This window comes from Mesorhizobium sp. RIZ17, from assembly GCF_051127865.1.
Lineage (GTDB): Bacteria > Pseudomonadota > Alphaproteobacteria > Rhizobiales > Rhizobiaceae > Mesorhizobium > Mesorhizobium humile.
The window spans coordinates 2,978,643-3,005,141 of record NZ_CP147861.1 but is presented as its reverse complement, the minus strand read 5'-3'; the positions used below and the strand labels follow the sequence as shown (position 1 = coordinate 3,005,141).

23 protein-coding genes and 2 pseudogenes are annotated in these 26,499 nt (G+C 61.3%); 16 read left to right on the top strand and 9 right to left on the bottom strand.

Annotation, left to right across the window (positions count from 1 at the left end):
- Positions 1 to 90 precede the first annotated feature (90 nt).
- A complete protein-coding gene (locus WDX12_RS14505) occupies positions 91 to 1,257 on the bottom strand; it encodes an NAD(P)/FAD-dependent oxidoreductase (RefSeq protein WP_434725310.1) in 1,167 nt (388 codons plus the stop codon).
- Between the two features lie 132 nt (positions 1,258 to 1,389).
- Positions 1,390 to 1,527, bottom strand: a complete 138-nt coding sequence (locus WDX12_RS14500; RefSeq protein ID WP_434725635.1) for a hypothetical protein — start codon at positions 1,525 to 1,527, stop codon at positions 1,390 to 1,392.
- A gap of 67 nt (positions 1,528 to 1,594) precedes the next feature.
- Between WDX12_RS14500 and WDX12_RS14495 the strand changes: the two genes are divergently transcribed.
- On the top strand, positions 1,595 to 1,864 hold the full coding sequence (locus tag WDX12_RS14495) for a hypothetical protein (protein WP_434725309.1): 270 nt from the start codon (positions 1,595 to 1,597) through the stop codon (positions 1,862 to 1,864).
- Positions 1,865 to 2,087: 223 nt separating this feature from the next.
- Here WDX12_RS14495 and WDX12_RS14490 read toward each other — a convergent pair.
- From WDX12_RS14490 to WDX12_RS14480, 3 genes and pseudogenes are all read right to left on the bottom strand, one after another.
- Positions 2,088 to 2,678: pseudogene (locus WDX12_RS14490) on the bottom strand (IS3 family transposase).
- Between the two features lie 66 nt (positions 2,679 to 2,744).
- Positions 2,745 to 4,112 carry a sigma-54-dependent transcriptional regulator gene (locus WDX12_RS14485; RefSeq protein ID WP_109671348.1) on the bottom strand — a complete coding sequence of 456 codons (1,368 nt, stop codon included), beginning with the start codon at positions 4,110 to 4,112 and terminating at the stop codon, positions 2,745 to 2,747.
- On the bottom strand, positions 4,109 to 5,962 hold the full coding sequence (locus WDX12_RS14480; protein ID WP_434725634.1) for a sensor histidine kinase: 1,854 nt from the start codon (positions 5,960 to 5,962) through the stop codon (positions 4,109 to 4,111). Before WDX12_RS14480 ends, WDX12_RS14485 begins: the two co-directional genes overlap by 4 nt.
- 274 nt (positions 5,963 to 6,236) lie before the next feature.
- Here WDX12_RS14480 and WDX12_RS14475 point away from each other — a divergent pair, with 274 nt between their 5' ends.
- The 3 genes from WDX12_RS14475 to nifA all read left to right on the top strand — a co-directional run bounded on the left by WDX12_RS14475 (position 6,237) and on the right by nifA (position 11,394).
- Entirely contained in the window at positions 6,237 to 7,670 is a 1,434-nt protein-coding gene (locus WDX12_RS14475) for a dicarboxylate/amino acid:cation symporter (protein WP_434725633.1), read from the top strand.
- 318 nt (positions 7,671 to 7,988) lie between these two features.
- Positions 7,989 to 9,020, top strand: coding sequence for a LacI family DNA-binding transcriptional regulator (locus tag WDX12_RS14470; RefSeq protein WP_027056572.1), 1,032 nt, complete (start codon positions 7,989 to 7,991; stop codon positions 9,018 to 9,020).
- Positions 9,021 to 9,651: 631 nt separating this feature from the next.
- Positions 9,652 to 11,394 carry a nif-specific transcriptional activator NifA gene (gene nifA / locus WDX12_RS14465; RefSeq protein WP_434725308.1) on the top strand — a complete coding sequence of 581 codons (1,743 nt, stop codon included), beginning with the start codon at positions 9,652 to 9,654 and terminating at the stop codon, positions 11,392 to 11,394.
- 15 nt (positions 11,395 to 11,409) lie between these two features.
- Here nifA and WDX12_RS14460 read toward each other — a convergent pair whose 3' ends face one another.
- The gene (locus tag WDX12_RS14460; RefSeq protein WP_246707496.1) at positions 11,410 to 11,769 is read right to left on the bottom strand and encodes a pantoate--beta-alanine ligase; all 360 of its coding nucleotides are present in this window, start codon (positions 11,767 to 11,769) and stop codon (positions 11,410 to 11,412) included.
- Between the two features lie 446 nt (positions 11,770 to 12,215).
- On the bottom strand, positions 12,216 to 13,061 hold the full coding sequence (gene panB, locus WDX12_RS14455; protein WP_172234418.1) for a 3-methyl-2-oxobutanoate hydroxymethyltransferase: 846 nt from the start codon (positions 13,059 to 13,061) through the stop codon (positions 12,216 to 12,218).
- A 178-nt stretch (positions 13,062 to 13,239) separates the two neighbouring features.
- Here panB and WDX12_RS14450 point away from each other — a divergent pair, with 178 nt between their 5' ends.
- The 12 genes from WDX12_RS14450 (at position 13,240) to WDX12_RS14395 (ending at position 24,134) form a co-directional block, all read left to right on the top strand.
- The gene (locus WDX12_RS14450) at positions 13,240 to 14,199 is read left to right on the top strand and encodes an NUDIX hydrolase (protein ID WP_027056575.1); all 960 of its coding nucleotides are present in this window, start codon (positions 13,240 to 13,242) and stop codon (positions 14,197 to 14,199) included.
- A gap of 64 nt (positions 14,200 to 14,263) precedes the next feature.
- On the top strand, positions 14,264 to 15,238 hold the full coding sequence (gene nadA, locus WDX12_RS14445; protein ID WP_027056576.1) for a quinolinate synthase NadA: 975 nt from the start codon (positions 14,264 to 14,266) through the stop codon (positions 15,236 to 15,238).
- Positions 15,235 to 16,776, top strand: a complete 1,542-nt coding sequence (locus WDX12_RS14440) for an L-aspartate oxidase (protein WP_434725307.1) — start codon at positions 15,235 to 15,237, stop codon at positions 16,774 to 16,776. Before nadA ends, WDX12_RS14440 begins: the two co-directional genes overlap by 4 nt.
- 1 nt (position 16,777) lies before the next feature.
- Positions 16,778 to 17,659, top strand: a complete 882-nt coding sequence (gene nadC, locus WDX12_RS14435; protein WP_027056578.1) for a carboxylating nicotinate-nucleotide diphosphorylase — start codon at positions 16,778 to 16,780, stop codon at positions 17,657 to 17,659.
- A gap of 10 nt (positions 17,660 to 17,669) precedes the next feature.
- Complete coding sequence (locus WDX12_RS14430) at positions 17,670 to 18,017, top strand: hypothetical protein (protein ID WP_027056579.1); 348 nt, start codon at positions 17,670 to 17,672, stop codon at positions 18,015 to 18,017.
- A gap of 145 nt (positions 18,018 to 18,162) precedes the next feature.
- Positions 18,163 to 19,158, top strand: coding sequence for a biotin synthase BioB (gene bioB, locus WDX12_RS14425; protein ID WP_434725306.1), 996 nt, complete (start codon positions 18,163 to 18,165; stop codon positions 19,156 to 19,158).
- Positions 19,155 to 20,294 carry an 8-amino-7-oxononanoate synthase gene (locus WDX12_RS14420; RefSeq protein WP_434725305.1) on the top strand — a complete coding sequence of 380 codons (1,140 nt, stop codon included), beginning with the start codon at positions 19,155 to 19,157 and terminating at the stop codon, positions 20,292 to 20,294. Before bioB ends, WDX12_RS14420 begins: the two co-directional genes overlap by 4 nt.
- A gap of 11 nt (positions 20,295 to 20,305) precedes the next feature.
- A complete protein-coding gene (gene bioD, locus WDX12_RS14415) occupies positions 20,306 to 20,941 on the top strand; it encodes a dethiobiotin synthase (RefSeq protein ID WP_027056582.1) in 636 nt (211 codons plus the stop codon).
- Positions 20,941 to 22,206: an adenosylmethionine--8-amino-7-oxononanoate transaminase gene (locus WDX12_RS14410; RefSeq protein WP_434725304.1), complete on the top strand. Its 1,266-nt coding sequence runs from the start codon at positions 20,941 to 20,943 to the stop codon at positions 22,204 to 22,206. The genes bioD and WDX12_RS14410 overlap by 1 nt, the downstream gene beginning before the upstream one ends.
- Complete coding sequence (locus WDX12_RS14405) at positions 22,203 to 23,186, top strand: beta-ketoacyl-ACP synthase III (protein WP_434725303.1); 984 nt, start codon at positions 22,203 to 22,205, stop codon at positions 23,184 to 23,186. Before WDX12_RS14410 ends, WDX12_RS14405 begins: the two co-directional genes overlap by 4 nt.
- Positions 23,187 to 23,243: 57 nt before the next feature.
- Positions 23,244 to 23,696 (top strand): aspartate 1-decarboxylase, encoded by a 453-nt coding sequence (gene panD, locus WDX12_RS14400; protein WP_143974687.1) that lies wholly within the window; start codon positions 23,244 to 23,246, stop codon positions 23,694 to 23,696.
- A 285-nt stretch (positions 23,697 to 23,981) separates the two neighbouring features.
- Positions 23,982 to 24,134, top strand: a complete 153-nt coding sequence (locus tag WDX12_RS14395; protein WP_167514588.1) for a hypothetical protein — start codon at positions 23,982 to 23,984, stop codon at positions 24,132 to 24,134.
- Positions 24,135 to 24,663: 529 nt separating this feature from the next.
- On the opposite strand, the gene WDX12_RS14390 is transcribed toward WDX12_RS14395, so the two are convergent.
- Positions 24,664 to 25,254, bottom strand: coding sequence for a NodA family N-acyltransferase (locus tag WDX12_RS14390; RefSeq protein ID WP_027056586.1), 591 nt, complete (start codon positions 25,252 to 25,254; stop codon positions 24,664 to 24,666).
- A 452-nt stretch (positions 25,255 to 25,706) separates the two neighbouring features.
- Positions 25,707 to 26,470, bottom strand: a pseudogene (gene fabG / locus WDX12_RS14385) (3-oxoacyl-[acyl-carrier-protein] reductase).
- Positions 26,471 to 26,499 lie beyond the last annotated feature (29 nt).

The following is a 26,499-nucleotide window of genomic DNA, read 5'->3' as shown; positions in this document are numbered from 1 at the left end:
AGGCCTTTGTACCGGGGCACCGCCTGTCGCGAACCTTCGCGCCCCTCTGTCCCGCCGGCACCAAAGGAGACCGTCGCGGCGCCGTTGTTGCTAGATCACATTCAATTCCCTAAACGCCCTCCCTTCGGCGACACGGATGTACCCAAACGCGGAGCAATCGACCGTGCGGTAGCCGCCATGCACGAGAAGCTCGGCCAGCGCCTTGCCGACCGCCGGGGCCTGCTGCAGACCGTGGCCTGAAAATCCGTTGGCGAAGAGGAAATTTTTCACCTTGGGGTGCGGCCCGATCACCGCGTTCTGGTCGAGCGTGTTGTAATCGTAGTGCCCGGCCCAGGCGCGGGTAGGCTTGATGGCCTCGAAGGCCGGAATGCGGGTCGCCAGCACCGGCCAAATCACCTCTTCGAACAGCGGCCAGTCGACCTCGAAATCGGTGGGGTCGGCCGGGCCGTCGCCTTCTTCCGTTTCGGCGCCGCCGGTGAGATAGACCGAGCCTTCCGGCCGGACATAGATGCCGGAGGGATCGACCAGCAGCGGCATGTCGGCATATTTTTCGCGCGCCTCGAAGACGAAGACATTGCGCTTGCGCGGCTCGACCGGCAGCGCCAGCCCGGCCATGGCAGCGACCTTGCCGGCATTCGGCCCGGCGGCATTGAGGACGGTGCCGGCTTCGATCGTCTCGCCATTGTCGAGGCTGACACTGGTGACACGGTGGCCCTGCCGCTCGATGCCGATGACCGTGGCGGTCATAAAGTCCACGTTCTTGCCGCGCAGCGCCTTGCGGAACAGCGTCAGCATCGCATGCGCGTCGAACCAGCCTTCGCCGCTGCGGCCATAGGAGCCGGCGGATATACCTTCGGTCGACAGCCAAGGGAAGCGGCGCGTCAGCTGATCCGCGTCCTCGAGCACGATGTCGGCCCCCTCGGCGACCTGCGCTTCGTGATTGGCATTCAGGATCGGCAGCCCGTTCTCGCTAGCGAGAATGAGAAAGCCGCCCTCGCGAAAACCGATGTCGGCGTCCGCGCCGAATTCTTCCTTCAGCCGCCGGAACAGTTTCATGGTGAACTGCGACAGGCGGATGTTCTGCGGGATCGAGAATTGCTGGCGAATGGAGGCGCAGGACAACGTCGTTGCCGCGTGCGCGAACTGCGGATCGCGCTCGATCAGCGCGATCGAGCCGGAAAACCCTTCCTCGCGCAGATAGTAGGCGATCGAGGAGCCGACGATGGCTCCTCCGATGATAACGATGTCGTAACGCACTTTTTTGTCGCCTTTCCGGTAACCGCCCGTGTCGATCACACAGCCGTCAGCATGATGTCGAAGCGCGTGCCGCGGCGGGCGCGGGCCTAGCGAATTGAAAAGGGTTGCCGCATGCGCTTGATCCAGCGGCGCTCACGCAGCTGCCGGTCCTGCCTCACGCAGCAAGTCGTCGGCTCTGTCCGTCCTCTCCCAGGTGAACTCAGGCTCTTCACGGCCGAAGTATCCGTATGTCGCCGTCTTGCGGTATATCGGGCGTAAGAGATCAAGCATCTTGATGATGCCTTTCGGTCGGAGATCGAAAACATGCGAATCCAAACATGAGGCCCTGATCCCGCCCTTGCTCGAGATCCTGCCATCGTCCTTCATCAACGCCCTGGCTGATGTCGGGCGACTGCCCGGTGAGAGCCAGAACGACGGCGCAATTTCGACCATCAAAGCCGATGGCATCGTCGTAGCCAATATCGAGTATCGTATCGCGGGCGACTTGGGTGTAGTCGATGTGCGCATGGCTGGTACCCTCGTCCTGCTGGCTTTGTCATTTCGCGCTCTTCGCAAATGCTGTTTGGCGGCGGAACATAAAACGACACCAGATTTCTGCCGCCACTGATCTCGAAAGTTGTGATGAGCGTACCATTGACAGCGATTTGCGCTCGCAACGATTCCATGAATTTCTTTGAAGAATCTGTTGCAACGCTAAACAACAACGCAACGAGATTGGCGGGGGCCTGGTAAGACGGAAAGCTGGAACTGGTTGGCCAAGAGGGAGGCGATCGGCGCACCTTTCCCCAGGCGACGTGCTAACTTGCATCGTGCACCTCATCCGCCATTTGCTAAATGTTTAGTCCCGGCATTTGCTGGAGCGGATTGAAAGTGAACGCTCGGGCTGGGAAGCCCATGCCTTCCAGATGAACTCGCAGGGCGTGAGGCCCTTGAGGGTCTTCAGCTTGCGGCCGAAATTGTAGGCCGCGACGAAGTCGGCAAGATGCCGACGCAGTTGGTCGCGATCGCCGTAGTGGAAGCGCTTGACGGTTGCGTCTTGATGGTCCGGTTCATTCTCTCGACTCTTCTCGCCGGCCTGTCGCCGTCGACATCTGGCAATCGGCCGATGCTTGCCTGCAGGCAGCGGTGGGAGCGCGTCAGATGCGGAACGTCGGCTGCAACGCGTAGAGGCAATCGTCGAGCGGCAGCAGCCTTGTTGCGGCGGAAGGCCACAACAACGGTCCTCTTCCTCGGCAGACAGAACTGTCGACTCCCTGGGGCCGGCGGACAGATCGGCGGTCGAATTCCGCTTCTCCACTTCGCGACCGTCTTGGGGTTGATGCCATAGCGCTTCGAAAGCGACCTCAGGCTCGCTTCACTATGTTGTATCGCTCGACGGATCGCCTCTGTCGTTGTGGCGCTCCATGCAGAACCTGGCCCATAGTGCATCCTTTGAGTCGGACGAGAATGGCGAAATTTCTTTTCCGCGACATGCGAGCAAGAAGGCTTCAGCCAATGGCGGTTTTTCGATAATCGGCCGCATCTATCCCATGTCGTTTCAGCTTGTCGTAGAAGGTCTTGCGGGGAACTCCCAGGACTTCGATCGTGCGCCTCACGTCGCCGCCGCATTCCTGCAAGGCATCGCGGATGACAGTCGCCTCATAAAGGCTGACCTTCTCGGACAAGGGGAGGCTTGATACCGCTTGTTCCTTTCGACCTGATGCAATGGGCGTGCCTAGCCCTTCAAGTCCCAATGCAACGCGATCGGCGAAATGCACGAGTTCACGGACATTGCCGGGCCAATTGTGGCTCACGAGGCGATCGCGCACGCCAGCGCTTATGTCCGGAACTGGCCTGCTGAAGCGTTTGGAGGCGCGTTCCAGGAAATGCCCAAAGAGCATCGGGATGTCTTCGCGCCTTTCGCGAAGCGGCGGGATGCGGAGCGTCACCACATTCAGCCGGAAATAAAGGTCTTCCCGGAAATCTCCGCGAGCGGCCGGATCGCCGAGATCGGCCTTCGTAGCCGACACGACACGAAGGTCGATGCTGCGGGTTTCGTTCGTGCCAAGCGGCGTGATCTGCCGGGTCTCAAGCACCCTCAGAAGCTTCACCTGGAGTCCTGGCGGCATCGACTCGATTTCGTCGAGGAAGAGCGTCCCTCCGTTCGAATGCTCGATGCGACCGGTCCTGCGCCTCTGCGCGCCAGTAAAGGCGCCTGCCTCGTGCCCGAAAAGTTCGCTATCGATGACGCTTTCGGGCAGCGCTCCACAATTCAGGGCAACGAAGGGCTTCGTGCGTCGTCTGCTCCAGCGGTGAAGCAGATCCGCGACCACCTCCTTGCCCGTGCCCGTCTCGCCTTCCACAAGGACATCCACATCGGTATCGGCGATCTGGCGGAGAGTTTCGCGCAATCGAATCATGGTCGGTGCCTCCCCGATCAGCGGGATATCGCCCGCAGATCGGACAACCGCATCCCTAAGACGTCTGTTTTCCAGGATCAGGCGCCGTTTTTCCGAAGCGCGATGCAGCGTCACGAGAAGCCGGTCGTTCGCATATGGCTTCGAGATGAAATCGTAGGCGCCATCCTTGATGGCGGCAACGGCCAGCTCGACGTCGGCATGCCCGGTGATCAGGACAACCGGAATTTCCGGGTCGATCGCCTTCACTCGCTCGAAGAGCTGAAGTCCGTTCAGCCCGGGCATACGGATGTCACTCACGACAGGGCCATCGAAGTTCCCGTCGATTCTGGCGAGTGCGGCCTCGGCCGAACCGAACACGCTCGGTGAGAACGAGGCAAGCTTCAGCATCTGCGTGGCTGCGCGAAGCACATCCTCGTCATCGTCGATAAAAATGACCGGTCCTGATTCAGCACTCATGCCGCTCGCCTCAGCTCGACCGTGAAGGAAGTCCCTCTCCCGTGGCCGGCATCATCATGCCGCAACGAGCCGCCGAGCTCACGTGCGATCTCTTGCGAAATGACCAGGCCAAGACCGAGACCCTTTTCCTTGTTGGTAACGAACGGCATGAAGAGGCTCCCGCGAATGTCGGGGGCAAGGCCGGGGCCGTTGTCCCGAAGGGAAATAGCGACCATTTCCCCGTTTTCGGCGAGCGCTATCTCGACGCGGGGCTCCGGTTGATCCTTCAGAGCGTCAAGCGCGTTCTGGAGAAGGTTGACGAGTATCTGCTCCAGTCGCATGCGGCTTGCCATGACAATTGGAGACGGATCGATCCGCTTCCGTTCAATCGTCACCCCGGAATCGCGAATTCGGCCTGAAAGAAGCGACAGAGCGCCGTCGATCGCGTCGTCCGCCAGTATCGGTCCCATCGATCCGCTGGCGCGGCGGGAAAAGGACCTTAGCGTTTCAGTGATCGTGCCGATCCTGCCGGTCATGGCGACGATCGAGGTCAGATTCTCGGCGGTTTCTTGCGACCGGCCGATCCCTAGAAGACGCGCGGCATTTTCAGCATAGGTGCGGATTGCGGCGACCGGCTGGTTGATCTCGTGGGCGACCCCGGCCGTTATCTGTCCCAGGATTGACAAGCGGTTCGCCTGGGCGAGTTCGTCGCGCAGGCGACGCACTCTCGCTTCAGCGTTCTCTCGCTCGGCGATCTCACCGGCGAGCGCTGCGTTCGAGCTCTGGAGCTCCGCCGTGCGCAGTTCGACGCGATGCTCCAGTTCCGCATTCAGCAACACAAGCACTTCTTGCCGCTGCCGGGCCGCGCGCCGCCGTCGAACAATGATGAAAATGACGAATCCAACGAGAACGAGGGCAAGCAGCGTTGTCACGCGGGCTGTCATGACCGCCGAGGAGATCTCGGTGTCGGCGGGGATGAGCAACGACATGCGCCAGCCCGGAACTGCTTTGCCGAGATCCTGCGAAACCGCAACGAAACCGGCTGATCGACTCTCAGGAGTTGCGGTGACCAGGTTGTCGCCGCGGCGGGAAAGCGGCACCGGCTCGAAAGTCACGCCCGGTAGCTGTAGACGATCGCGAGCGGTTTGCTTCTCCTTTGCGGAAAGCGGTGAGAGAGCGCCAAAACGCCATTGGGGCACGCTCGTGGCAAGAACCACGCCTCGCTCATCGGTCGTGAAGACCACGAAGCCGCTCTCCAGCCAACGCGACTCGACGCGGTCGAGCTCCACCTTCACCACAACCACACCGAGCGGCCCCTCCGGCCCATCGACCCGGCTCGACAGATAGAGACCAGGGCGCGCGCTAACCGTGCCGAGCGCATATTGCATAGCCGCGCCATCCGCCATCGCCTCGATGAAGTAGTGGCGAAAGCGGTAATCGCTGCCGACGAAACTGGTCGGCTCGCCGGCGTTGCTCGCAGCAACCGCTATGCCGTCAGGATTTATGATGTAGAGTATAGAAGAGCCGGCGTCGCGCGCGATGGCGCGAAGCTTCTCATCAAGCGCGGCTTCGTTGGCAGTGCTCGGACTGCGAAGCATCTCCTGAACGGCACCGTCGCGTGCCAAAACCAGCGGAATCATTCGCTGCTTCTCGATCTCTCCTTTCAAACTGTCGGCTGCAAGCGGGAACGCGGCAAGAGCACGGTCGCGTAGGGCATACTCTGCTCTGGTGCCGGCGATGCGTCCCGTTGCAAAGACGACGAAACAGAGCGCCGCACCAAGAATTGCAAGCAAAACCACAAGCCAGAGAGATCGACCGCCGGATCTACCAGGGAAGACCAATGGGGCGCGCTGGAAGGCGCCATTACCCATGTCTTCTTCTTCTGCCATCGTATTCTTAAAACCGATCATCGACGAACCATAGTGCGGGGTTCTGCCAGAAGGGAAGGCGATCCGTGCGGAAAACCGCACAATCTTGCTGCGCGATTTGTTGAAGATACCTGAGGCTCCGGCGATTTCCGCGCTCTCTTGGCTTGGCACGCCTCTTGCGGTCAACAACGCAGCAGCGTTCGACCGGGGCGCCGCGATGGGAGAAGCCGCGGGGAGGAACAGCCCGCCCCAAACCGGTCAGGGAGAGAAAACTTACATGTTGACCCCACTGGCTCCAAGCGTAAAGCGCGCACCCCGCAAGACCCTTTTTGCCAAGCCTTACGTGCAGGTGCTTGTCGCAATCCTCCTCGGAGTTGCGGTTGGCCATTTTTATCCGCAAATCGGAGAAAACCTGAAGCCGCTCGGCGATGCCTTCATCAAGCTCGTCAAGATGATCATCGCGCCCGTTATCTTTCTGACCGTGTCGACTGGAATTGCCGGCATGAGCGATCTTCAGAAGGTCGGCCGTGTTGCCGGCAAAGCGATGGTCTATTTCTTCACCTTCTCGACGCTCGCGCTTATCGTCGGCCTCATAGTCGGCAATGTCATTCGGCCTGGCGCCGGCCTCAACATCGATCTGACCTCGCTCGACGTCCAAGCCGTCAATGGCTATGCCTCAAAGGCCCATGAGCAGTCCGTGACCGGCTTCCTCATGAACATGATCCCGACCACGATTGTCGGCGCCTTTGTGGAAGGCGACATTCTACAGGTGTTGTTCTTCTCCGTCCTCTTCGGCATCGCGCTGGCGATGGTCGGAGAATCGGGCAAATCGGTTCTTTCCTTCCTTCAGGACCTCACTGCACCCGTTTTCAAATTGGTCGGCATCCTGATGAAAGCCGCGCCGATCGGTGCTTTCGGAGCAATGGCCTTCACGATTGGCAAATATGGCATCGGTTCGGTAGCCAACCTTGCGATGCTGGTCGGGACCTTCTATCTCACGGCCTTCCTCTTCGTATTCGGGGTTCTCGGTGCAGTCTGTCGCTACAACGGCTTCTCGATCTTTTCTCTTATCCGCTACATAGAGGAAGAGCTGCTGCTGGTCCTCGGAACGTCCTCCTCCGAGGCTGCGCTGCCCTCTCTCATGGAGAAAATGGAAAAGGCCGGCGCCAAGCGCTCGGTCGTGGGCCTGGTTATCCCGACCGGATATTCCTTCAATCTGGATGGCACCAATATCTACATGACCCTCGCGGCCCTTTTCATCGCGCAGGCGACGAATACGGATTTGTCAGTTGGCGATCAGGTCCTGCTGCTGCTCGTCGCGATGCTTTCCTCCAAGGGTGCAGCAGGTGTCACAGGTGCCGGCTTCGTCACGTTGGCCGCTACGCTCTCCGTAGTGCCGGCAGTTCCCGTTGCTGGAATGGCGCTGATCCTTGGCGTCGATCGCTTCATGTCGGAATGCAGGGCACTGACGAATTTGGTCGGTAACGCGGTGGCATCGCTCGTCGTCGCCCGCTGGGAAGGCGAACTGGATCAGGCGCAATTGAAAGCTGCATTCTGCGGCCACCAGCCTGCCGAGACATCAACCGGCCAGCCACTGATAACGCCCGCGCCGAGCAACTCGGCAGCATCGCTGCCGGTTGAATCGCCTGGCTGGTCCCAAACGCCGGACGATCGGGCCGCGGGTTCCAAACAAACTCTCGCGGGCCGATGAAATCAAGAAACCCGAAATGCAGTGGGTGCAAAATCATCTGCGCCTTGCGAAGGTCTTGCACCGGTCACGACACACAAGCCATCGATGATGCGCTTAATGCCTCCGAAGTTTGCGACGGTTCGTGGAACCGGGCGCGGAGCTCGATCGGAGCCGTCGGCACGGCTGAACAATTCGCCCACGCTCTACGTTTCGGCTTCTACCTCGCACCACGCCACGACAAGAATTCGGTAGCGAACAGGATCAATGCAGGAATGACAGATTTTACTGAACCGACCTTTGCCGGATTTCTTCTTGATGTCGTTTAATCAGACTCGAACAATGGCGAAGCGACCTATAATTGCTGATATCGCCCGGGAAGCAGGGGTAAGTGTTGCCACCGTTGACCGAGTTCTGAATGCCCGTCATCCGGTGCGGAAGGAGACTGCGCAGCGGGTCTTAGCGGCCGCACAGGCCATCGGATATCACGCCGCAGGTCTTATCAAGCAGCGCCTGCAGCCGGACCTGCCGCAATATCGGCTTGGCTTCATCTTGAGAAAACCGACTCACCACTTCTACCAGGGCTTCGCGCGTGAGGCCGAAGTGGCGGTCAACGCGGCGAAGTGCTTCCATGGCACTTCGCTCATCGAATTCGCGCCGTCGCACATGCCGTGCGACCTTGTTCCACTGCTCAAGGAATTCGGCGCGCGCTGCCACGCGATCGCCATGGTGGCGCCGGACCATCCGGCGATCACGGCAGCCGTCCAAGAACTCAAGGCAAAAGGCATCCCCGTTTTCTCGCTGCTTTCCGATTTCGCCGAAGGTGTTCGTGAGGGTTATATCGGCCTCGACAACCGCAAGGTCGGGCGGACGACAGCGTGGATGCTTTCAAAGGTCGCAAGACGGCCGGGCAAGGTGGCGGTTTTTGTCGGCAGCCACCGTTTTCAGGGGCAGGAGCTGCGGGAGGTCGGCTTTCGCTCCTATTTCCGTGAGAATGCACCGGCATTCGAGCTGCTCGATCCGCTCGTGAACCTTGAGGCACGGCAGATCACCTACGAGGCCACGCTGGATCTCATGCAACGGGAACCCGAACTCACCGGCTTCTATGTGGCCGGCGGAGGTATGGAGGGAGCGATCTCCGCGCTCCGTGAAGAAGGCGAAAGCCGGGGTCTCGTCGCGATCGTTAACGAGATCACGCCGGAGTCACGGGCAGCACTCGCAGATGGCATGATCACGATGTCGGTCGCCACGCCCCAGCGCCTGCTTTGCCAGGAACTGATGACGCTGATGGCCCAGGCCATCAAGGTCGGCACTTCGGAGACGCTTGGGCAGACTTTTCTGCCGTTTGAGATCTATCTGCCGGAAAACATCTGAAAAACTGATAAAATACTATCATGAGAGCCTAATTTCCTTTCATTCATGAAAGAAAAGCAGCGGGAGTTTGATTGACTCACCTGCCTCATTCCGGTCTCGTTTAACAACGAATGATTGCTGCGCGGCGGAAGCCAGTCAGCCGAGAACGACGACCCGCACTTCATGGAAGAGAAAGGAAAGCCATGCGTCAAGCATCGCTCCGCTTTGCGATCGACCGCATGACGCCGCCCCAACTTGCCAGGACCGCACTTGCCCGCGGCCCGGGCCTGACTGGCATCGACATTAGCTATCATCTCGATGGCAATTTCATTGCTCGCGAAAAGCCGGCTGCAGACGTCCGTCTTGCTGACGGATCAATCGTCACGACTATCTTCATCAACGCCTTTTCGTGCTTCAATGAGTCCCCGCGTGCCAGGTCGAGGCGAGCAAACTCGTCGATTGTGCAGTGGCCTGCGGAGCGAAGACGCCCACGAATGCGATCCGCCAAGGACATCCACGCGCTGGAGGATAGGCGCACTTGCCTCGGGCATCGATTTCATGGCGCGAGATGGATGATCACATGCAACACGCTGCTCGCAACTCCGAGTAAAGTGCCAGGCAGATCTCGTCACGCTGCATATCGCTTCCAAAAATGAAAAGGCCCAATTCAAAGTCCGAGACGAATAACGGGGTCCCTATTGTGCCGTTGCACGAGAGGGCGCTGGACATCTTTGAAACGTCGAAAGCGCTCACCGCTCCGTCTGGGCTGGAAGCCACGTTGGCCAACGTCGTCGATCTCCTGCCATCGTTGGTGCAGGTGCGGCACGGCATCATCTCGCTCTGCGACGGTACCGGCATACCGGACATGACCGTCGGCGCCGGCTGGAGCGAAGACAACGATGAGCGCTACCGGAAGCATCTGCCACGGACGGCGATCGACCAAATCATAACGACGGGCATGGCGCTCGTCGCCGAGAACATAGCGCTGGATCCGGCCTTCAACGCCGCCGACAAGGACGTGCTCGGGGCGTCCGACAACATGAAAGTGTCGTTCATCGGCGTACCCATTCACGTCGATGCGAACGTCGTGGGCACGCTGACCATCGACCGCATCCTGGACAACAACTCAGGTTCCCTTCTCGATCATGACCTCCGCCTCCTTACCACAATCGCCAATCTGGTTGGGCAGACAGTGAAGCTGCATCGCATGTTCGCGTCCGACCGCGAGCGACTGATGGCCGAGAAAATCGGGATGCAAAAGCAATTCGGCGAACTCAAGCAGCCTGGGCATGAGGGCAAGAGGGCTAATGTCAAGGGGATCGTTGGCGACAGCCCGGCGCTGCGCGGGCTGCTCGAGAAGGTCGCGTTAGTAGCCAGGTCCAACAGCACCGTTTTGCTGCGCGGGGAATCCGGGACCGGCAAGGAGCTGGTCGCCAAGGCCGTTCACGAGCTGTCGGGGCGCGCCAAGCGGCCGTTCATCAAGCTCAATTGCGCAGCGCTCCCTGAGACAGTCCTGGAATCCGAACTGTTCGGTCACGAAAAGGGTGCCTTCACCAGTGCATTCAACTCGCGCAAGGGGCGCTTTGAGCTCGCCGACAAGGGAACGTTGTTTCTGGACGAGATCGGTGAGATTTCGGCCTCGTTCCAGGCAAAGCTGCTGCGCGTGCTGCAAGAGCAGGAGTTCGAGCGCGTCGGCAGCAACCAGACGATTAAGGTCGACGTTCGCGTGATTGCCGCCACGAACAGGAACCTGGAAGACGCGGTTGCAAGGAACGAGTTTCGCGCCGACCTTTATTACCGCATCAGCGTTGTTCCCTTGCTGGTGCCGCCATTGCGCGAAAGGCGCGGTGATATTCCGCTTCTTGCCGCTGAGTTTCTCAAGAATTTCAACAGCGAGAACGGCCGTACGATGGTCTTCGATGCGAGTGCGACTGAAGTGCTGATGAACTGTGCTTTTCCCGGAAATGTCCGCGAGCTTGAAAATTGCGTGCAGAGGACAGCGACCCTGGCAGCGGGAGCGTCAATCGGCAGAAACGACTTTGACTGCTGCCACGGCCGATGCCTTTCCGCGATGCTATGGAAGCACGCATCGAAGGAGACTGCGCCGAAATCGGAGCCGATCGCACCATCGCCACTGAACCCGGCCATGCGTTCGTCTGGTGATTTTGCTTCGGCCGCCTTTGCGGCCCCGCCCGTTGACAGCCAGCAGGCACTGCCAGCGCCTGTTCGGGTAGCCCTCGTAAGCGACGCGCAGATGACCGATCGCGAGCGTCTCATCGCGGCCATGGAAAGATCCGGCTGGGTACAGGCAAAGGCAGCGCGCCTGCTTGGACTGACGCCGCGCCAGATTGGCTACGCGCTGAGGAAATACGGTATCGAGATCAAGAATCTCTGAACCGGCTGTCGAACTTCAGTATGTCGGGCCGCGACATAGCGAACGAGGCGAAGAGCTGGGACAAATCAAACGTGCGTTGGTTCGGCTCGGTGAGGCGGTGCAGCCTCCTCTCGGCGCCGGCCCGTAATTCGAGATATTCAACGACTCTGTAGCCGGCGGCAAGGATCGCGTCGCCGCGGCGAATACAGCTTCGCGTGGCGGTGCCAACCTCTCGGCCGCTTCAAGAGAATTTCGCTTTGGCGCCGCCACGCTCTGTGCTGTGCGGCCGACAGCCTGAGAGTTGCGCGACGACATCGCCAAGCCATCGGCTTCGCGCCTTGTCGGAAAGGCGATAATCCCGATCGGTATGTCGAGGTCGCGGGCAAGCCGGGGCACTTGCAACTGCTGAAAATCCTTCTCCCCGAAGAAGGCGGACGGCGCCGGTCTGGAGAAAGAGCTTCGTCACCAATCTCCCCCACGCCGTCGAAATGGCTTGGGCCGCGCCGCACAGGCCGCCGCTCACCCCTCTCACCGAGACCGCGGTGGCAACCACTCCAGATACATCTCTCTTGCATCCGGCGCGTAAAGCATCTGGCGCCGAGCGGCGCCAGCTGGCGGCGTCCTCATGCTCCGTGCGTAGGTGGGCGGCAAGATCGTCTGCGTCGTTCAATTGCGACGAGGGTAAGGATCACCCGGTCGGCGCGCTGAAGTGCGGCGCGCACCAAGCTGAGATGGCCTTCATGCAAGGGCGCCCATGGTTGACACGACCGCGACCTTCATGCCCTGCCTGCGCCATGCCGCCACGGATTTGCGCGACTCGGCGGTCCGGACGATCGGTGTGCTCATGTCGCTTCTCCTCCTTTAATGGCTTTCGGTTCATCGCCGAAGACATGTTCGGCCGCCGGAAACCGGCGCTCCTTCACGTCGCACGCGTAGGCCTCGATCGCTGCCGAAGCGGCCTCTCCCAGTTCGACATAGCGCTTGACGAATTTCGGGCGGAAGTCGCCGAACAGGCCCAGCATGTCGTCGACGACCAGGATCTGCCCGTCGCAGGCCGCCGAGGCGCCGATGCCGATCGTCGGGATTGGGATTTTCTCGGTGATGCGGCGGGCGAGCGGTTCGGGCACTTTTTCCAGTACGACGGAAAAGGCGCCAGCCTCGCTGACCGCAAGAGCATCGCGCCAAATGCGCTCGGCATCCTCGCCCCTGCCCTGCACGCGATATCCGCCAAACACGTTGACCGCCTGCGGCGTCAGGCCGACATGCGCCATGACCGGGATTCCGCGCGCTGTGAGGAAGCGAATCGTCTCGGCGATCGTCGCGCCGCCCTCGAGCTTGACCGCAGCGCATCCGGTCTCCGCCATAAGGCGCGCGGAATTGCGGAAGGCCTGCTCTAGGCTTTCCTCGTACGAGCCGAACGGCATGTCGACGACCAGGAGCGCCCGCTCCATTCCCCGCCGAACCGCCTTGGCGTGCATGATCATCATATCGAGCGTGACACTGAGCGTGGAGGGAAGGCCGTGGAGAACCATGCCGACGCTGTCGCCGACAAGAACGATGTCGCAGTGGCCGTCAACCAACCTTGCGACCGGCGTGGTGTAGGCCGTCAGGCAGACCAGCGGCGTGCTGCCCTTTCGCGCACGGATGTTCGGCGGCGTGATCGCCTTGACGACACCTGTGGCGCTCAATCCACGTCTCTCCTCACCCAGCGTCACCCACGGCCAGTGTCGCGTTTGGCATATTTTTGTCGAGGTGCGAAGAGGTAAAATCGCCAGAGCGCGTGGTGTTGACGCGACGAGTGGTATGATAAAGAACAGAACTAAATCGGTTTAGACAGGCGGAGCTCTGCCAAGTAGGTCAGGAACTATGGATCAGGCAAAGGGACCAAGGAAAGGCAGAGCCATAGGCAAGACCAACGACGTCAACGCGGACCTCATCGCAGTCGTCGTTGCCGTGAACGACGCTGGACCTTGTGTTCTGACCATCGAAGAGGGCGGCGCCCTTCCCTCGGGCCCGTTTGAGCTCGCTCATCGTTCGCTCCAGTCGGGCCTCAGGGCATGGGTGGAACTGCAGACCGGTCAGCCTCTCGGTTATATCGAGCAGCTCTACACCTTTGCCGATCGCGATCGGGTCGGCGCCAACCAGCGCGTGATCTCGATCAGCTATCTCGCACTCACCCGCGAAGAAGATACGGGCGCCTCGGGCAGGCGCAGTTGGGCCAGCTGGTACGACTATTTCCCCTGGGAGGATCATCGCTCCGGCAGGCCCCCGATAGTGCTGGAAGAATTGCGGCCGCGCCTTATCGAATGGGCGGACGGCGCGGACGACGGCGCGACGCGCTTCGATCGCCGACGGCGAGCGGCGGTTGCCTTTGCCTTGGACGGCCGGGCATGGAACGAAGAGCTCGCGCTGCAGCGCTACGAGCTGCTCTACGAAGCCACCCTGGTGGAGGAGGCAAAGCGCGGCGGAGTTTCGGCCATCCTCGCTTCGGTGCCGGGCAGATCGATGATCGCCGATCATCGCCGCATTCTGGCAACGGCTATTGCGCGACTGCGCTCCAAAATCAAATACCGGCCTGTTGTGTTCGAACTGATGCCGCCGCTCTTCACGCTTTTGCAGCTACAGCGAACTGTGGAGGCGCTCTCCGGCAGGCTCATCAACAAGCCGAACTTTCGCCGGCTCATAGAGCAGCAGGAACTGGTTGAGAAGACCGGGGCGACGACCGCCGAGACCGGCGGCCGGCCTGCGCAGCTCTACCGCTTCCACCATACTATTCTCGACGAGAGGCCTGTGGCCGGCACAAAATTACCGCTCGCACGGGCTTGACACCCCTTATAGTCACAACGATTATAAACGTCTTATAATCAGGTGGACTATAACTGGAGGCTCGATGAGCGCCGTCCTGCCTTCGAGCGCCTCACTGTACGACCGCGTTCGGCGCGTTATCCCACGGATCGAGTGGTCGGTCTTCGTCGAGGATATCGACGCAATCCTGAATCTGAAGCGACAGCGGAATGCGGTCATCCTGGCGCATAACTACCAGACGCCGGAGATTTTTCACTGCGTGGCTGACATCGTCGGCGACAGCCTGGCGCTGGCCCGCAAGGCGATGACAGTCGACGCCGATGTGATCGTGATCGCCGGCGTGCATTTCATGGCAGAAACAGCCAAGCTGCTCAATCCCGACAAGACAGTGCTCATCCCGGACCTCAACGCCGGTTGCTCGCTGGCGGACTCGATCACCGCCGAAGACGTACGCCTGATGCGGCAGCGCTATCCGTCCGTTCCGGTCGTCACTTACGTCAACACCTCCGCCGCGGTGAAAGCCGAGTCAGACATCTGCTGCACCTCGGGCAACGCGCTCGCAGTGGTGAAGTCGCTCCGGGTGCCGCGCGTGATCATGCTGCCCGACGAATATCTGGCAAAGAACATCGCGGCGCAAACCAAAGTCGAGATCATCGCCTGGAAAGGGCGCTGCGAGGTGCATGAACGCTTCACGGCGGCCGACATCCGCGAGCTGCGTGAGGCCCATCCCGGCATCAGTATACTAGCCCATCCCGAATGTCCGCCTGAAGTGGTCGCGGAAGCCGACTTCGCCGGCTCGACGGCGGCGATGTCCGACTATGTCGCGCGGCATAGGCCGGCGCGTGTGGTGCTGATGACGGAATGTTCCATGAGCGACAACGTCGCGGTCGAGCATCCGGAAGTAGATTTCGTGCGCCCATGCAATCTGTGCCCGCATATGAAGCGCATCACGCTCGCCAACATCCGGACCGCGCTCGAGGAGAACCGCCACGTCGTCACGATCGATCCTCATGTCGCTGAACGGGCCCGCTGGGCCGTGGAACGCATGCTCTTTGTATGACGGCGGACATCCATCACATTGGCGGAGCGCCGGTCATCATCGGCGCTGGTATCGCCGGGCTCATGACGGCGCTACACTTGGCGCCGCAAACAGTCGTCCTTCTGTCCGGGACCCCGCTCGGAACCGAAGCCTCGAGCACGCTCGCCCAAGGCGGGCTCGCAGCGAGTCTGGGGGAGGACGACAGCCCCGACCTGCACCTCGCCGATACGCTTGCTGCCGGCGATGGGCTTTGCGACGAACAAATGGCCAGGCGGGTGGTAGAGGCCGTACCTCAAGCCGTCGAGAACCTCATTCGTCTTGGTGCTCCTTTCGACCGGTCACTAGACGGGAGGCTACGGCTGGGCCTGGAAGCGGCGCATTCGCGTCGCCGCATCGTGCACGCCGCCGGCGACGCAACTGGCCGCGAGTTGTTTCGGGCGCTGCTCGGCGTGGCGCGGCGAACCCGTTCGATCACGATCATGGAAGGCATGACAGCGCTTCGCTTGGTTGTCGCGGAAGGCAGCATTGTGGGCTTGCTGACTGTCCTGCATGGCGCCGTGTTCGCATTGCCCACACGCCGCGTGGTGCTGGCCACCGGTGGTATAGGCGGCCTGTTTTGCGATACAACCAACCCGCTCTCCTCATTCGGGCACGGCCTGGCGCTTGCAGCCTGTGCTGGCGCGGAACTAGCCGATCTCGAATTCGTGCAATTCCACCCGACGGCCCTCGACATTGCGCGCCGGCCAATGCCGCTTGTCAGCGAAGCAGTGCGTGGCGAAGGCGCGGTGCTGATCGATGAGCACGGCCATCGCTTCCTGGCGGACACGCCCGGGGCAGAACTCGCATCGCGCGATGTAGTTGCGCGGGCGATCTCGGATCAGCTCGCCGCCGGGCATGGCGTCTATCTCGATGCCCGACATTGTCTCGGGCAGAAATTCGCAAGGCGCTTTCCGGCAATCGACGCTATTTGCAAGCATGCCGGCATCGATCCGGCGGTGGAACCCATTCCCGTGCGTCCCGCTGCTCACTATCACATGGGCGGCGTGGCCGTTGACGCCGAGGGGCGAACTTCCGTTAGCGGCCTGTGGGCCTGTGGCGAAGTCGCATGCACAGGACTGCATGGCGCCAACCGGCTTGCCAGCAACTCGCTGACCGAAGCGGTTGCAACCGCCGCCTGGGTGGCTGAAAGCGTCGCGGCTACCTGTGCGGGTTGGCAGTGGCCTAGGCTTCCGGCAACTGTTCCCATCCGGCCCGACCCTTCACCTATTCGCCCGATTGTGTCCAATGCGCTTGGCATTGTTCGGAATGGGAAATCATTGCGCGACACGGTCGCGACACTGCTGCCGATCTCTGTCGGCGAGACGGCCGCGGCCGATCCGGCCCTGGTGGCACTGTTGATGGCGATCGCAGCTTTTCGACGCGAAGAGAGCCGCGGTTCGCATTATCGGTCCGATTTCCCCGGGCGCGATGCCGCCGCCCTCCCTTCGCGACTGACGCTCTGCACAGCTTTTGAGAATGCCGTCACGCTCAGATGGCAAGCATCCGAACGGAGCCGTTGACATGACTTCACTTGCACCGCTTCCACAGATCATCATGGAGCCCATCGTGCGCTACGCCCTGCTGGAAGATTTGGGCAGAGCCGGCGACATCACGAGCGATGCGATAATCCCCGCCGATTGCAAAGCGACGCTGGCGTTGAATGCCCGGCAGGCCGGCGTTGTTGCCGGGCTCGATTTGGTCATGTTTGCCTTCCTGCTGGTTGATCCCGGGATCAGCATGCAGCTGCGGTGTCCTGAAGGCGGTAAGGTTTCGGCCGGAGAGACGATTGCGATCGTAAGCGGGCCGGCCCGCAGCTTGCTGACCGCAGAGCGCACGGCGCTCAATTTCTTGTGCAAGCTCAGCGGCATCGCGACGGCAACGGCTACGCTCGTAAACGCGGTGCGCGGCTATAACGCAAAGATCGTGTGCACGCGAAAGACAACGCCCGGCCTGCGTGTCCTGGAAAAATATGCGGTGCGAGCGGGCGGCGGCGCCAATCACCGCTTCGCGCTCGATGACGCCGTACTGATCAAGGACAACCATATCGCCATTGCCGGCGATATCCGCACCGCAATCGAGCGGGCGCGTAGCGCCATAGGTCACATGGTCAAGATCGAGGTCGAGGTCGACAGGCTGGACCAGTTGGAGATCGCGCTTACAGCGGGCGTCGACGCCGTGCTCCTCGACAACATGTCGGTCGAGGACCTTGCGCAGGCTGTGGCTATGGTCGGTGGCCGCGCGATCACCGAGGCTTCGGGCCGGGTAACGCGGGCGAGCGCCCCGGCAATTGCGGCGACCGGCGTCGACCTCATATCGGTCGGCTGGCTCACCCACAGCGCGCCCATTCTCGACATCGGTCTCGACATGCCGGCCGACCGAAATTGCAACAGGCATCTGAACTGATGGAGAGGACATGAACCGGGATCGCAGGAACTCCTTCGGTGGCAGGCTAAACTGCGTCAGCACGTCCCCGGTTCCACCAACAGCCGACGCAAGCCTTCTCGGCGCCAAGCGACACGCTTCAACAACGGAGGCGGGAGGGACGGACCAGCAAGGCACAGAAAGCCGCGTCGCAGCCCTTGGCGTCATCATCTGCCGACTCGACGAGATGCGCCAGTTGGCGGCCTCTCACGGGCTGGAACTTCTCGGTTATCTGCTGGACGTCGCCTTCACCGAATCCTGCGACGCGATCAGAAAGGAGCATTCCTGTGCTCAAAGTAAAATAACGGAAACCGTAATCCCCACGGATGACGTGAGTTGAGCCTGCGGGCAGCAGTTGGAGAGTCCGCTCAAGCGCGCCACCAGTCGCGTTTCGATAGAAGACTTCCCGCTGGCATGCGCCTTGTCTTCAGCATCCACTGCAACGCTCCAGGCCAAGGACGGAAGATTATGGAGAACAAGACCTTATGAACGAACTCAGCCCAGACCTGACCTCGGATCCAATCGGTTGGGCGCTTCCCCCCTGGACGCGAGCGGAAGCCCAGGCGCTCCACGACGCGCCCTTCAACGACCTGCTGTTTCAAGCGCAGACCGTGCATCGCCAGAATTTCGATCCCAACAAGGTCCAGCTGAGCCGGCTTCTCAGCATCAAGACCGGCGGATGTCCGGAGGATTGCGGCTATTGTAGCCAGTCGGCGTATCATGAAAGCGGGTTGAAGGCGTCAAAGCTGATGGAGGTCCGGCGCGTCATCGCCGAGGCGACCAACGCGCGTGACGCCGGCGCCACCCGCTATTGCATGGGCGCGGCCTGGCGAAATCCCAAGGCGCGCGACATGGGTGCGGTCGTGGCGATGGTCGAAGGCGTCAAGGCGTTGGGCATGGAGACCTGCATGACGCTCGGCATGCTCGATCTTGAGCAGGCCGCTCGTCTGAAAGAGGCCGGTCTCGACTACTACAACCACAACATCGACACCTCTGAGCGCTATTACAGCGAGATCATTTCGACCCGCACCTTTGCCGACCGGCTGGATACGTTGGCCAATGTCCGCGACAGCGGCATCAAGGTCTGCTGCGGCGGCATCGTCGGCATGGGCGAGGAGCCAATCGACCGAATCGACATGCTGGTGACGCTGGCCAATCTGCCGGAGCATCCCGAAAGCGTTCCGATCAACATGCTGATCCCGATCGAGGGCACCCCGCTGGCCGAAGCTAAACCCATCGAGCCGATTGAATTCGTGCGCGTGATCGCGCTGGCGCGCATCATGATGCCGAAATCGCATGTCCGACTTTCGGCCGGCCGCACCGCCATGACCGACGAGATGCAGGCACTGTGCTTCTTTGCCGGCGCCAACTCGATCTTCGTCGGCGACACGCTGCTGACGGCGAACAATCCGGGCGAGGACAAGGATAGCCTTCTGTTCCGCCGTCTCGGCATCGAGCCGATGGAACTCGGGGCGCAATGAACGGGGCACAACTTGCCCGCTATGACGCAACCTTGCAGGGGCTGGCGCGCAAGGACCGGCTGCGGATGCTGTCGCCGCGCGCCGGTCTCGACTTCTCGTCGAACGACTATCTCGGACTTGCCGCCTCCAAAAGACTTGGCGAGGCGGTTGCGGCGGCGATTGCGCGGGGCACGCCGGTGGGCGCGACCGGATCGCGGCTGTTGCGCGGCAATACACCGGAGCATGAGCAACTGGAGGCAGACGCGGCGGCGTTCTTCGGGGCTGACCGCGCGCTGTTCTTCGGCAGCGGTTACATCGCCAACTTCGCTCTCCTGACCGCGTTGCCGCAGAAGGGCGACCTTCTGGTTCTCGACGAACTCGCCCATGCCAGCATGCATGAGGGCGCACAGGCCGGACGCGCCCAGTTCGTGCTGACCGCGCACAACGACGTCAATGCTGTCGAGGACGCGATCACGCGCTGGCGCGCCGAAGGCGGCATGGGGCGCGTCTGGATCGCAGTCGAAAGCCTCTACAGCATGGATGGCGACCGTGCGCCGATGGAGAGCCTCGTCGCGCTTGCCGATCGGCACGAGGCATTCCTCGTCGTTGACGAAGCGCATGCCACCGGTGTCTGGGGACCGGACGGCCGGGGGCTGGCCGCCGCATTCGAGGGCCGCGACAACATCGTTGTGCTCCATACTTGCGGCAAGGCGCTCGGCGCGTCCGGCGCGCTGGTAACCGGACCGCGAACGCTGTGCGATTATCTCGTCAAACGTTGCCGGCCATTCATCTACGCCACCGCACCATCGCCGCTGATGGCAGTGGCAGTGCGCGAAGCGCTCGCCATGCTGTCCGACGAACCCCTGCGCCGTGTTCAGTTGCATGAGCGTGTCGCTTTCGCGGGCCGCCGGTTGGCGGAGCGCTGCGGTGTGGCGCCCAGCGGATCGCAGATCCAGCCATTCGTCATCGGCGATAACAGGCGCACCATGGCGGTGGCGGCGGCATTGCAGGCCCGCGGCTTCGATATCCGCGGCATTCGTCCGCCGACGGTGCCCGAGGGCACCTCGCGCCTGCGCATCTCACTCACGCTCAACGTCGATGAAGCCGACATTTCCGCCATGGTCGAGGCGCTCGCTGAGGTGTTGGCCCAAACATGACCGGAGCCGACATGACCAAGCGCATCGTCGTCACCGGAACAGATACCGGAATTGGCAAGACAGTGTTTTCGGCAGGACTCGCCGGCCTGCTCGACGGTTTCTACTGGAAGCCGGTGCAATCGGGCCTCGACGGCGAAACCGACAGCGAGGTTGTGGAACGGCTCGCCGGCCTGCCGATGGGGCGCGTCCTGCCCGAAGTGTATCGCCTGAAGGAGCCGCTGTCGCCGCATCGTTCAGCCGAACTCGACGGCGTCGCGATAGACGTGGCAAAGCTCTCGCTTCCGGACTTGCCGGGTCCGATCGTCATCGAAGGTGCCGGGGGACTGATGGTGCCGCTCAACCGGCGCACCAAGTTCGTCGACATATTCGCACAGTGGCGGATGCCGGTCATTCTGTGCGCCCGCACCACGCTCGGCACGATCAATCACACCTTGCTGTCGATCGAAGCGCTCAGGGCCCGTTCCATCCCGCTCATCGGCATCGCCTTCATCGGCGATGAGGTGGCCGATACGCAGAGGACGATCGTGGAATTCAGCGGCGTGCGCCAGCTTGGCAGACTGCCGCTTCTCGATCCGCTGACAAGTGAGACGCTGAGGGAAGCGATGGTTGCCGGCTTCGACCTCACAGCGATCGCAGGAGGCGAATGATGACGCAGTCTCGAGTCTGGCATCCCTTCACCCAGCACGCGCTCGAGCCGGCAATCCCCGAGATTGTCCGGACGGAAGGCGCCTATCTTCACAAGGCCGACGGCTCCCGCATCCTGGACGCGATTTCCTCCTGGTGGGTCGTCACCCATGGCCACCGCCATCCCCGCATCATGAAGGCCATCGAGACGACCGCGTCGAGCCTCGACCAGATCATCTTTGCCGGCTTCACCCACGAGCCGGCCGAGCAGCTGGCAGAGGCGCTTGTCGGCCTCGCCCCGCCCGGCCTCGACCGGGTGTTCTATTCCGACAGCGGCTCGACCTCCGTCGAAGTCGCGTTGAAAATGGCGCTCGGCTATTTCCGCAACATCGGCGCGCCGCGTTCGCGTATCGCCGTCATGGAGCACAGCTATCATGGCGACACGATCGGCACGATGAGCGTCGGCGCCCGCGGCGAGTTCAACGCCGCCTACGAACCTTTGCTGTTTGAGGTCGACACCATTCCCTTCCCGGCCGCAGGGCGCGAGCAGGACACGCTGGATCGGTTCGAAGCGCTCTCCCGCGACCGGCGCGCCGCCGCGCTGATCGTCGAGCCGCTGGTGCTTGGGGCAGGCGGCATGCTGATGTATCCGGCCTCGGTTCTCACCGAATTGAAGAAGATCACTGAGGCCTCCGGCACGCTGCTGATCGCCGACGAGGTGATGACGGGCTGGGGGCGCACCGGCACCATGTTCGCCTGCGAGCAGGCGAACATCTCTCCACATATCCTGTGCACCTCGAAAGGCTTGACCGGTGGCGTCATCCCGCTGGCGGCCACGCTCGCCACTGATGCCATTTTCCAGGCCCATTATTCCGAAGACCGGAAGAAGACCTTCTTTCATTCGAGCTCCTACACCGCCAATCCGATCGCCTGCGCGGCAGCACTTGCCAATATCGAGATCTGGCAGGACGAGCCGGTGGCCGAACGGATCGCGGCCTTAGGCGCGAGGCAGGCCGCCGGGCTGCAACGATTCCGGGACAATCCATATTTCACCGACAGCAGGTCGACCGGCACGATCGCCGCCCTCGATCTGCGTACCGACTCTGCCGGCTATCTGGCCGAAATCGGGCCAAAACTGCGCGCATTCTTCCTTGAGCGCGGCCTGCTTGTGCGCCCGCTCGGCAATGTCCTCTATCTTCTGCCACCCTATTGCATCACCGGAGACGAGTTGGACGGGCTCTATGACGCCATCGAGGAGGCCGGCGAACGCTTCGGCTCAAAGCCATGAGCCGGTCGTCGCGCATTCTCGGGTTTGGTCATCATGCGCCCGCGCGCAAGGTGGAGAACCCGGAAATCGAAGATCGTCTCGGGCTTGAACCCGGCTGGATCGAGCGGCGCACCGGGATTCGCTCGCGCTTCTGGGCAACGGACGAAGACACGCTGTCGGGCCTTGCCGCCTCTGCCGGCGACATGGCGCTGGCGAACGCCGGTGTCGACCGCAGCGACATCGGTCTGCTGTTGCTTGCCACCTCGACGCCCGATCACCTTCTGCCGCCCAGTGCACCCTTGGTCGCGCACAAGCTCGGCCTCAACCGCGCCGGTGCGATTGATCTCACCGGCGCCTGCGCCGGCTTCATCTATGCGCTGATGTTTGCCGACGGGTTCACTCGCCTGCACGGCAAATCGAGCCTTGTCATCGCCGCCAACATCCTCAGCCGCCGCATCAATCCAGCCGAGCGCGCGAGCTCGGTCCTTTTCGCCGATGCCGCCGGCGCCCTGGTGATTTGTCCGTGCGAGGACCCTGAGCGGGGCATTCTCGGCGCTTCGGTGGATTCGGACGGCTCGCGCTACGGACTGATCCAGATCCCGGCCGGCGGAAGCAACATCCCATTCCATGGCGACCTCGATCTCGAGCAGACCCGCATGACGATCACCGACGGCCGTGAAGTGTTCGGCAAGGCCGTCGAGATGATGACTGCCTGCTCGCACGACGCGCTCGCTACAGCCCAAATGCGGCCGCAGGATATCGATCGGTTCGTGCCGCATCAGGCCAACGCCCGCATTTTCGACGCGGTCGGGAGGAACCTAGGCATAGCCGATCACGCGATCGTCAAGACGATCGCCGACTATGCCAACTCTTCCGCCGCGACAATCCCGCTCTCGCTTTCGCTGGCCAATCAGACCGAGCCATTTCGGCCGGGCGAAAAAATTCTTCTTGCGGCAGCGGGCGCGGGTCTCAGCGGCGGCGCGCTTGTCGTCGGAATTTAGCGGCGCGAACCGGCTGCCAAGATTGACCTTGCATGATGAATAGGGACAAGAGAACCAATGCGAAAAATAGTGGCCGGCAAGCTGCACGGCATTCACGTCACCGAAGCGAACCTCAACTACCATGGTTCGATAACGCTCGACCCCGACCACTGCGAGGCAGCCGGAATCCTGCCCATGGAATTCGTGGAGATATGGAACAAGAATTCCGGAGCGCGGATTTCGACCTATGTCATCCTCGGCGAGCGCGGTTCACGGTGCTGCATCCTCAACGGAGCGGCGGCTCGCACCTGTCAGCCCGACGACGAGATTATCGTCTGCAACTCCATCTACCTGGACGAAGCGCATATCACTTCGCTGAAGCCGCGGATCGTCACGTTCGACCAGGATAACCACATACTCGACCGCCTGAGCTACTCCGTCGATATTGACACAGACGGCCGTTACAGTTTCTCCATTCTTGACGAGGCGGATGAGCCCTTGCTCATTCCTGCCCTGGTCTCCGGGGCGTGAGCCGCGCTCCACAGATGTGCGAGCCTCTTCGCCCGTTGCAACGTGTTCGGCACTGAAGAGCGTCTAGTCTAAGACTCGACGAAGTTGCTGACGCTCAGCTTCGAAAGGCCGATGCCCACTGCGCCTTCGACACCGTCGGCCGTTCGTGGGATGGCGCAATGTCTCGCAGCTGCTGATCCGCGAACAGCGGTTTGCATGTGTGAACCCTTGTCTTAGGCGGTGGCGGCTAGCAATTCTTGCTGCTTTCTCAAGCGCCGCGGCTGGGTCGTTGACGACCTGGCTTTCATGATCTTTGCCGCCGTGTCGATCAAGCAGGCCACCGTCTTCCGCATCAACCAATCATCGCGAATATGGCTAGCCGAACGGCCGCAAGCAGCATTGGGGTGGGCCTTCGGCAAAGTGTTTCCCGCCGGCGCCCAAAGGCCACCAGCCATCTGACGCCTGATCGGTTACATATCAGGTTCCTCGATCGGTGGCTTGGCAGCAAGACCGAGCCTGGCTCGTTGGCCATCGGCGAAATTTTCGGCGGGAGACTGTGTCTTGAACCGAAGAACTGTCAGTTTGCCGTCCTCGACAATATGAACAACCCATCCCCCACCACAACGCTTGACGCGCACGTCATTAGGTTCGCCAGCCACCATTGCTGCCCCTCATTTTCGTCGCCCTTGGGCTGAGACTGGAAGTCGTTCCCGCACATCGGAAAACACGGGACCTTACGTAACGTCAAGCCCCGATTTTGGGATAGCCGATGCCTTGTCGATTTCAGGGTGACGGCGATTCAGGTCCGCAAAATCCGTGCGCGTGCAACCTCGTGCTCGGATCGACTTAGATGCGCAGATTTTGCATGTTAATTCAGCCTTGTTATCCACAGCTAACGTGAATGGGAACGCGTATTCAGTCCGAGTAGCTCTGCAAAAAAACCGCCGCTCTTGTCCTCAGCGCCATCACCCGGCACCTTCAAGATGTTTCATAGCTCCGGACCGTTCCGAACGATCAGGGTGCCGGATGGCCACTCACTCATCGAGCGTCCAATCGGCACAACCACGACGAGCACGTCCTCGACGCGCGTGGTCGGCAGGTCGAGATACACATCTGCGAGAGTGGACCGCACACGAACGCCCGACACAATCGCCGCCAGGCCGTCTCTGCAGAACCTCTCCATATGGTTCCGCATCGCGTGCCGAACGGTGCCGAAAGCGAATGGAACCCCAAGCTGCTGCAACACTGGATATACAAGGCGCATTGAATGACTGATCCCTTGTCCCTCAAGATCCGGTCGCACTCCGTACAACCCCAGGTCGGCCACCAGGAGCTCGACCTCGTCAACTTTGATGAAGCGGCGTAGTATGCCGATATGACCCGCTACGCCGTGCGCGTCGTAGCTGATTGCGCGGAGCTCCGGCCTCGCACCGGCCCAGCTACGGCCGCCTTCGAATGGCTCTGCGTTGAAGGCCCCAGTCGGTCCGTAGGTCTTTCGGAAAAACTCGGAGAGTTCGACATGGTCGGCCTGTTGCAACTCATTTTCCCAGCACAACCTCCACCGCACGTCAGAGCACATGGAAAGACCTCATCATTGTTGCTGTTTTGTTGGGGAAGCGCCTAGCAGGAGGACGCTTGTCGCATCGAGCCGGTTCGATGTAGCTTGCGCAGGTCACCGAAGAAACTAGCCGCAATGAACATGCGACTCGGTTGTGTTCCGAGCACACCGGAAGGCGTACACCAGAAAAATACTGCTCGGAGCCAATACAAACATCGATAATTACCTTTTGGCTTACATCTTTGAAATCTTACTATGCGACGTTCTGCAGAATGGGCAAAATCCTTTGTTTCGATGAATGCATCCACGCTATGGATAGGAAAGCATGCGTTTGAAAGAGCTTGATCTAGCCTCGGCCCCAAGGCGGCCTTTATCACGAGGCTTCAACCCGGCCAGTTGCCCGACCGACCCGCTCGTCAGTTGCCAGACCAACCGACAGCTATGGGTGGGACTTCCTCCACTGTTGATACGCGTCATCGGGGCGCACTGAACTTTTGAGGCGAAATCATTGCCATGCCGCCGTTCACATGAATGGTCTGGCCGGTGATGTAGGCGGCCTCGTTCGAGGCCAGGTAGACCACAGCCGAGGCGACTTCCACGCCGGTGCCCATGCGCCTGGCCGGAATGGCGGCCATGATCGCTTCTTTCTGCTTGTCGTTCAGCTTGTCGGTCATGGCCGATTCGATGAAGCCCGGCGCCACGCAGTTCACCGTCACGCCGCGTGTCGCGATCTCCTGCGCCAGCGATTTCGACATGCCGATCATGCCAGCCTTTGACGCGCAATAGTTCGCTGGCCGGGATTGCCGGTTACGCCGGACACCGAGGTGATGTTGATGATGCGGCCGTTGCGGCGGCGCATCATCGAATGGGTCAGTTCGCGGGTGAGCCGGACCACGGCGGTCAGGTTGACCTCGAGTACCGCGTCCCAGTCCGCGTCCGACATGCGGATAAAAAGCCCGTCCTTGGTGATGCCGGCATTGTTGACCAGTATGTCGACGCCTTCGAGTTCGGCTTCCGCGTTTGCGCCCAGCGCCTTGACCTCGTCACGGTTCGAGAGGTTCGCCGGAAACAGTCTTGTCCGCCCGCCAAGCTCGGCAGCCAACACCTCGAGTTTTTCGACACGCGTGCCGTGCAGGCCGACCGTTGCGCCCTGCGCGTGCAGCGCCCGCGCCACGGCCTCGCCGATTCCACCGCTTGCTCCGGTGACGAGCGCGTTGCGGCCGGTCAGATCAAACATTTATCGATTCCCTTTCTAAGGACCGGCTT

Excerpts from the sequence above, each read along its gene's own strand:
- WDX12_RS14475 (WP_434725633.1), top strand. The coding sequence starts at position 6,237 with ATGTTGACCCCACTGGCTCCAAGCGTAAAGCGCGCACCCCGCAAGACC.
- WDX12_RS14440 (WP_434725307.1), top strand. The coding sequence starts at position 15,235 with ATGACGGCGGACATCCATCACATTGGCGGAGCGCCGGTCATCATCGGC.
- WDX12_RS14395 (WP_167514588.1), top strand. The coding sequence starts at position 23,982 with ATGATCTTTGCCGCCGTGTCGATCAAGCAGGCCACCGTCTTCCGCATC.
- bioD (WP_027056582.1), top strand. The coding sequence starts at position 20,306 with ATGACCAAGCGCATCGTCGTCACCGGAACAGATACCGGAATTGGCAAG.
- WDX12_RS14470 (WP_027056572.1), top strand. The coding sequence starts at position 7,989 with ATGGCGAAGCGACCTATAATTGCTGATATCGCCCGGGAAGCAGGGGTA.
- WDX12_RS14500 (WP_434725635.1), bottom strand. The coding sequence starts at position 1,527 with ATGCTTGATCTCTTACGCCCGATATACCGCAAGACGGCGACATACGGA.
- WDX12_RS14405 (WP_434725303.1), top strand. The coding sequence starts at position 22,203 with ATGAGCCGGTCGTCGCGCATTCTCGGGTTTGGTCATCATGCGCCCGCG.
- bioB (WP_434725306.1), top strand. The coding sequence starts at position 18,163 with ATGAACGAACTCAGCCCAGACCTGACCTCGGATCCAATCGGTTGGGCG.
- WDX12_RS14390 (WP_027056586.1), bottom strand. The coding sequence starts at position 25,254 with ATGTGCTCTGACGTGCGGTGGAGGTTGTGCTGGGAAAATGAGTTGCAA.
- nadA (WP_027056576.1), top strand. The coding sequence starts at position 14,264 with ATGAGCGCCGTCCTGCCTTCGAGCGCCTCACTGTACGACCGCGTTCGG.
- WDX12_RS14485 (WP_109671348.1), bottom strand. The coding sequence starts at position 4,112 with ATGAGTGCTGAATCAGGACCGGTCATTTTTATCGACGATGACGAGGAT.
- nifA (WP_434725308.1), top strand. The coding sequence starts at position 9,652 with ATGAAAAGGCCCAATTCAAAGTCCGAGACGAATAACGGGGTCCCTATT.
- WDX12_RS14430 (WP_027056579.1), top strand. The coding sequence starts at position 17,670 with ATGAACCGGGATCGCAGGAACTCCTTCGGTGGCAGGCTAAACTGCGTC.
- WDX12_RS14450 (WP_027056575.1), top strand. The coding sequence starts at position 13,240 with ATGGATCAGGCAAAGGGACCAAGGAAAGGCAGAGCCATAGGCAAGACC.
- WDX12_RS14410 (WP_434725304.1), top strand. The coding sequence starts at position 20,941 with ATGACGCAGTCTCGAGTCTGGCATCCCTTCACCCAGCACGCGCTCGAG.
- panD (WP_143974687.1), top strand. The coding sequence starts at position 23,244 with ATGCGAAAAATAGTGGCCGGCAAGCTGCACGGCATTCACGTCACCGAA.
- WDX12_RS14420 (WP_434725305.1), top strand. The coding sequence starts at position 19,155 with ATGAACGGGGCACAACTTGCCCGCTATGACGCAACCTTGCAGGGGCTG.
- WDX12_RS14480 (WP_434725634.1), bottom strand. The coding sequence starts at position 5,962 with ATGGGTAATGGCGCCTTCCAGCGCGCCCCATTGGTCTTCCCTGGTAGA.
- nadC (WP_027056578.1), top strand. The coding sequence starts at position 16,778 with ATGACTTCACTTGCACCGCTTCCACAGATCATCATGGAGCCCATCGTG.